Below are 7,162 nucleotides of genomic sequence, written 5' to 3'. Positions count from 1 at the left end.
CAGTATAATTTTACAAACCATATAAAAATGGGCTTTTTAAGGCTCGACTAATTATTGTTTTAACATTAGGTATCATGGCGGTATCTGCGTGTACAGAATCAAAAAAAAAGACAGCAGAGCGTGTTATCTCGGAAAATACTGCGCTTTCGCAAGATCTCTTTATTCCCGAGAATGAAGGTTATTCCCTCTTCTGGGAAGATCATTTTGAAGGAACGGAACTGGATACATTAAAATGGAGAATCAGGGGAACCGGCCCTCGCCGTATCGGTTACAACGACCCCTCCATGGTTGCCGTAAATGATGGATGTTTACACCTGATGTATGACATCAGAAAGGACAGCATCATGGGTAGTGCTGTAGGGAGCTATCAAACTTTTAATACTACTTATGGTTATTTCGAATGTAGAGCACGCCTTCAAAAATGCGATGGCCCTTGGGCTGCATTTTGGATGCAGTCTCCGCTGATATCGGAAGGTGAAGACCCAGCAGTTTTTGGTGCAGAAATAGATATTTTTGAATATTTCAAGGGATTAGGTAACGATCATATGACCCACTGTGTTCACTGGGCTTATGGGCCAAACCAGAAATCGGTGGGGCGTCTTGACAGCGATCTGAAAGGGCTTTCAGAAGGTTTTCATACCTTTGCACTTGAATGGACACCGGAGAAATATGCATTTTTTATTGATGGACTGAAGTTTCATGAGGTAAGCGAAGGAATATCGAAAATTGATCAGTATATGATTCTCAGTATGGAGATACCAGCCACACTTGAAGGGATAAAGAATGCTTGCGCTCCTGATACATTTATGGTAGATTATGTAAAAGTGTATAAAAAGAAATAGCCGCTGCTGTTGAGTCTGAAGATTTATCCATAATCATGATAAATGCAAAAGTTGAATTCTTAACAATTTCCGCACTTTTGAAACTTGAATGTTAATATTGAACCCGCTTGGGAAAAAGTCTTTTTTCACAAAGAAATTTCAAGCACCAGTCAGTTAGACATTTACAAACTCTGATTTGAAACATTTTAAAGGGGTTCAATATTTTTTGTTTTTTAAATTGGAGTACCCGTCATTCCACAAAACGGGCTTGTAGTCCTGATTTTGACAAATGTGCCACCCTATTTGCCATTTCAACTCGATTAGAGGCTTAATGATCTCTTTCTGTGATGTTGTGTAGAGTGTCTGTGTGTTGAGTTCACCGTTCGGCAGTCGAATTTTAAGGATCGATATCGTCTTCGCGATGTCCAGAACCTTATCCACGCTCATCCTTATACCGATAGTTCGGATAGTTCGTTCAAGTTCCTTCTAAAACCTTGTAAACAACAAAGCAAATGCAGATATGGACCTCTATTCGTTTCTCCGTAAAATGGAACATCGGAGGCATCTATAGCGTGCTTTTAGCAATCTGAAACACTGTTGTCCGATAAAACTTTTTTAAAAGAAGTGCGAGGGCAAATTAGATTTTGATCAACGCATTAATAATTGTAGCTTTGTATCCACCACAAAAACAAGGCTACAATGAACAAGAGCACACATTTTTTGGATAATCGGTTCTTGGACAACTCATTATCTATGATTAATACAAGGATATTATTGTACGGAACAGCAAACGATACAAGGCAGACCATTATGTGAAACGCTTCACGGCGAAGGATCACCTTATCAGCATGCTCTTCTGCGGTGTGTACCACGACTTGCTCCGGGGAGTACGGGCACGTGATCTCGGACATCCGGTTTAAGAAAGTAATAAACAAACAAATCGAGTTCTTTGACAGTACGGTCATCAGTTTGTTCCAAGATATCTTGAAGTGCGTGGGCTGCCCCCCCTCGGACGGTAAACGCAAAGGAGGATCAAGGTGCATACCGTTATCAATGTCGATGAAGCTTGTACCAAAGATGATATGGTTCTCATCGGCTGCCACGAGCGACCATTTACTCTTAAAGAGGATCACTCACGATGCCAACACCATCTACGTCTTTGACAAGGATCCAACGATTATAAAGCGTTCAAACTGTTTTGTGAAAAAGGAGCCGGATTTGTGACACGCCTCAAGGACAATGCCATTTACAAGGTGGAAGAAGAACTTTACATTGATGAATGTATTCACAGTGGCGTGCCGGAAGACACCATCATCGGGATAACGGTGAAGGAAGTGGTGTTTTATGACAGGGTGTTGAAGCGCAAGTTCGAGTTCCTGACCAACCTGTTCGGTATGCGCCCCAACATGATGGCCGCCATATACAAAATAAGGTGGCAAATCGAGGTACTCTACAAACAGTTGAAAGGGAATTTCCCGCTCAAGTATTTCCCGAGAGACAATGAGAACGCGATAAAAATACAGATATATTGTGTTTTGAGCGTGAACCTGTTACTTACGGTTATACAGAAGCGTTTGAAACGTCCCTGGGCATTTTCGAACCTGGTGTCATTTTGCAGGATACACTTGTTTAACTATCTGCATTTGATAATAAACCTGTTAGAGGTCACGAATAATCAAAACTAGTTTTTATCGGACGGCAATGATTTACAATATTATCTCAATAATTTTGTTATAAATTCAATCGGTCCGTGCTCACCGCCGTTTCGTAATACAATTACTATTCAAGCAAAATGTTGAATAAAAATCCGCTAATTCGAAAAGGGTTCCTTCAATGTTGTAATTTTACACCTCTTTCCGTTGTCAAGAATAAGGTGCGACAATGAATGACTGCGTTTTTTGAGGATAAAATTTCGATATTTATTTTAAAACGAAACAGTTAAGTTGCATCTTTGTAATTAGATATTCAATATCAATCTGTAGACTTATGTTATTGAAGATAATTTCCATATAACTAGCTGATTTATATACTTTTTGATATAGGAGATATACCTGAGAGAAAGTTTGTCAATAAAACGCATACTCTTTCGGTTTATCGAAAAGAGTGGTGATATTATAAGTTTTACTATGAATAGGAGATTTTTTATTAGAAAATCTGTTTTGGGAGGAGCAAGCTTACTGGCTGTTTCGGGAATAAATAGTTCATACGTTTTTGCTAAATCGAAGGATAGTCTAAAACTACCTGCAATCCTTGGCGGTCCGAAATCGTATACCGGTTTATGGCCCGATTGGCCCAGATGGAAATCCCCCAATTACGATGAAAGTATTTTGAACATTTTGAGAAGTGGGGTTTGGTCGCGCTCTAAAGTTACATCTGAGTTTGAAGATCAATGGGCCAACATGATAGGGACCAAGCGCTGTCTCTCAGTAGTAAATGGCACCAATGCTTTAATTACGTCTCTAGCTCAATGGAATATTGGGCCGGGAGATGAGGTGATTGTAACTCCCTATACATTTGTTGCGACTGTCCAAGCCATTTTACTTAATGGAGCATTACCTGTTTTTGCAGATATTGACGCGGATACGTTTCAAATTGATCCGACCAACATAGAGAAAAAGATTACAGAAAAGACCAAAGCAATTTTACTGGTACATATTCTGGGAATTCCGGCGGATATGGAGCGAATAATGAGAATAGCCCGGAAGCATAACTTAATTGTTATTGAGGATGCTTGTCAGGCCCATTTGGCGGAAGTAGGAGGGAAAAAGGTAGGTTCCATCGGACATGCAGGCTGTTTTAGCTTTCAAACATCAAAAAATATGCCTATCGGAGAAGGTGGGGCCATTGTCAGTAACGACGATGAATTTATGGATCGCTGTTATTCTTATCATAATTTGGGATTCCCTTATGGTACACAAGTCGGAAATATTAGTGGAGGCGCGGTTATGGTCGGCACTAAAATCAGGTTTACGGAATATCAGGCTGCCATCGGATTGAACCAGATGAAAACATTACGGGCAGAAACGGATAAAAGATGGGATAATGGCATGTATTTAGCGAAAAAAATTGATGTCATACCCGGCATTTCTTCCGTTAAGTTATATATGGAAACGACTAAAGCTGTCTTTCATTTGTTCCCTATGATTTATGATAAGCAAAAGTTTAAAGGAATGCCAAGATCCTTATTCCTTAAAGCTTTGCAAGCGGAAGGCGTTCCCTGCTCTGCGGGATATACACCTCTTCATACCCAATCTTTTATAAAGAATGCGTTTGAATCGAGATTATACCAAAAGCTTTATTCAAAAAGTGAAATTGATTACAATGACTTTCTTGAAAATAACCAGTGTCCGGTCAATGATAAGATTTGTGACGAAAAATCTATATGGTTGACTCAGAATATGCTGTTGGGAGACAAATCTTCTTTAGATAGCATTGCGAACGCGATTGAGAAGATCTCTATGAATGCCGAGAAAATTATTAAAAGAGAAGGAATGTAGGTCATGTTGCAGAAAAGAATAATTCGCCATTGTCTTATACTTGTACTGTTTATTCTGCCTTCGTTCGGATTTTCTGGAAATGTGGAGGAATCTGCAGACATATGGGAAATAGGGGTTGGCAAAGTAAAGATTACTCCTGAATTTCCGATGTGGATGGCCGGTTATGCCAGTCGGACAACACCGTCAGAAGGTGTTCTTCACGATTTATGGGCAAAAGCGATTGTATTCCAGGACCAGAAAGGATTCAAAACTCTTTTGATAACAATGGATATCCTTTCGATTCCGCAGGATTTTTCCAATGAATTGAAGGGAATATTGAAGCAGCGATATGACTTTGAAAAATCGCAAATTATTATAAGTAGTTCCCATACTCACTCAGGACCGGTGGTTGCCCGCGCTTTAAAATATATTTATCCGATGGATCGTTCCGAATGGCAAAAAGTGGATATCTATACAGCACAATTGAAAAAGAATTTGTTGCTATTGGTTGAGCAGGCATTGAGTGGTTTGAAACCAGCCAGAATATATACCGGGAATGGAATTTCCAGATTTCAAGTAAACCGAAGAAATAACAGTGAAAATCAATTGTTGTCGGTCACAACGTTAAAAGGCCCTAATGATTACGCTGTGCCTGTGATTAAGATTGAGGATTTGGATAAAAAGCTACTCGCCGTGATCTTTGGCTACGCTTGTCATCCTACTACTCTGTCTATTAATGAATTTTCAGGAGATTATCCCGGATTTGCCCAGATAGAACTGGAAAAAATGTATCCGGGGGCAATGGCGCTTTTTTTTCAAGGTGCAGGAGCAGACCAGAACCCCTTGCCGAGAAGATCTGTTCCTTTAGCCATCCAGTATGGAAAACAATTAGCGGTATCAGTTGAGTGTGTCCTTTCCGGGGATATGAAAATTCAAAAGAGTAATATACAGGTTGCATACGATGAGGTTAATTTGTTATTCGATACACCTCTTCCGATGCAAAAAATTCAGGAAATATCTCTTAGGGACGATTACGAAGGTCGCTGGGCAAGGGGAATGATTGCCGAATACGAATCCAATAAATCATTCCGACATAATTATCCTTTCCCGATTCAACATTGGCGGATAGGAGAACAGCAGTTGTTTGTCCTTGGAGGGGAGTCGGTAATTTCCTATGCCCTTCAGTTGAAGAAGTTGTATGGCGATGAAATTTTTGTAATGTCTTATGCAAATGATGTAATGGGATATATCCCAACAGTCACAATTCTCGAAGAAGGGGGATATGAGGGTGATGGCGCTCAGCGGGTATATGGGCTGCCGGCAAGATGGGATAAAAGTATTGAGTCTAGGATATTAGCGGGATTTTCAGAAATATTAAAAATGTAACCAATATAAATTAAAAATGAACTTTAAAATGAAAAAAACAATCTTGATTCCTTTTTTATCAACTTTGTTACTCATTGCTTGTAACAACAATTCGAAAACCGTTTCTGTCGAGAAAACAAATGATTTTATTGTCGGTGATACCTTAATTGCCAGAACTTACTTTTCCGGGTTCCCGGATGCGCATGACACCTATAATGCGATATCGGCAGCAAGTGATGGAAAAATATATTATGTATTGTCCTCCACTAGGCATGATATCGGAGGACAATTTTACCGTTATGACCCCAAAGAGGATAAGACGGAATTTATTGCAGATTTATCAGAAGCATTGGGAGAGAAACAACAAAAATATATCGCGCAAGGCAAAAGCCATGTTGAATTTTATGAAAAAGACGGGAAACTGTATTTCGCTACCCACCTCGGTTATTATCAAATGACAGATGGTGCCGAACATGTTCCCACAGTTGCTCCGGAGGAATATAGGTTATATCCCGGTGGCCATTTTCTTTATTATGATATGAAGAGCGGAGAAATAAAGAGTCTCGCCCTAGCACCGGAAGGGGAGGGTATCATTACAATGGTGATGGATAAAGATCGAGACCATTTGTACGGACTGACTTGGCCAAGAGGGCTGTTTTTGGATTATAATATCCAGAAAGGAGAACTGAAAAACCTCGGTTCGATATCTAAAGCAGGAGAAACGCAGCTAGGTACCGAAAATTTCAGGGTAATTTGTCGTTCCATGTTCATAGATCCTCGTGACGGGAATGTTTACTATTCTACTGCCGACGGAGACATATTCTATTATAACCCTTCTGATCCCGCTTTGAGAAAATTGGACGGAGTTGATCTGCGACTCGATTATTTTGGTCAATATGATCCCAAAGATGCGGGAAGTATGGGGTATAACTGGCGTAAGATATACTGGTATAGTCCTGAAAATAAGGCATATGGCGTGCACGGAAATTCAGGGTATCTTTTTACATTTGATCCGCGTGAGAAAAAAGTTGAAATTGTTGACCGCATTACATCTTTACCGTCGAAGGAAAGCGGAATGTTCGATCAATTCAGTTATGGTTACCTTGGCTTCTGCATCGATAAGAGCGGTATGATTTATTACCTTACGGGTGCGCCGATATACAAAGACGGAAAGAGAGTAGCCGGACTCGACAAAATTAATATGGGTGCCGCGAAAGGGATGGAATATTTGCATCTTGTTACTTACAACATCCCTGAAAGGAAATATCAGGATTTAGGTCCAATTTTCTATGAGAACGGTTCTATTCCAACCTATGTAAATTCGATTGCATTGGGGAATAATAATGACGTATATACATTGGCCAGATTTATAAACGAAGGAAAGGAAATTGAAGATTTGGTCAAAATTCAGTTGGTGGGTATTAAATAATAAGAATGTACTTAAAAAAAATTAGTTCCTATGTTTAAACTTGGAAAAGACGGATAGGTAGTCCAGTAAAA

Annotated in this window: 6 protein-coding genes; all 6 read left to right on the top strand. The window is 39.7% G+C overall.

All coding sequences use genetic code 11. The annotated features are described in order from the left end of the window. Nucleotides 1-74: 74 nt before the first annotated feature. Entirely contained in the window at nucleotides 75-842 is a 768-nt protein-coding gene (locus Q0502_RS01930) for a glycoside hydrolase family 16 protein (RefSeq protein ID WP_298646464.1), read from the top strand. Between the two features lie 791 nt (nucleotides 843-1,633). Beyond that, nucleotides 1,634-1,741, top strand: coding sequence for a hypothetical protein (locus Q0502_RS18910; RefSeq protein WP_366521732.1), 108 nt, complete (start codon nucleotides 1,634-1,636; stop codon nucleotides 1,739-1,741). A 273-nt stretch (nucleotides 1,742-2,014) separates the two neighbouring features. Next, the gene (locus Q0502_RS01920) at nucleotides 2,015-2,506 is read left to right on the top strand and encodes a transposase (RefSeq protein ID WP_286845074.1); all 492 of its coding nucleotides are present in this window, start codon (nucleotides 2,015-2,017) and stop codon (nucleotides 2,504-2,506) included. A 441-nt stretch (nucleotides 2,507-2,947) separates the two neighbouring features. Next, complete coding sequence (locus Q0502_RS01915; RefSeq protein ID WP_286845071.1) at nucleotides 2,948-4,318, top strand: DegT/DnrJ/EryC1/StrS family aminotransferase; 1,371 nt, start codon at nucleotides 2,948-2,950, stop codon at nucleotides 4,316-4,318. A 3-nt stretch (nucleotides 4,319-4,321) separates the two neighbouring features. After that, on the top strand, nucleotides 4,322-5,683 hold the full coding sequence (locus tag Q0502_RS01910) for a neutral/alkaline non-lysosomal ceramidase N-terminal domain-containing protein (RefSeq protein WP_286845072.1): 1,362 nt from the start codon (nucleotides 4,322-4,324) through the stop codon (nucleotides 5,681-5,683). Nucleotides 5,684-5,711: 28 nt separating this feature from the next. Further along, complete coding sequence (locus tag Q0502_RS01905) at nucleotides 5,712-7,091, top strand: hypothetical protein (protein ID WP_286845073.1); 1,380 nt, start codon at nucleotides 5,712-5,714, stop codon at nucleotides 7,089-7,091. Nucleotides 7,092-7,162: the final 71 nt, after the last annotated feature.

It is taken from the genome of uncultured Proteiniphilum sp. (assembly GCF_937873925.1).
Lineage (GTDB): Bacteria > Bacteroidota > Bacteroidia > Bacteroidales > Dysgonomonadaceae > Proteiniphilum.
This window is presented reverse-complemented; position numbering and strand designations above follow the sequence as displayed.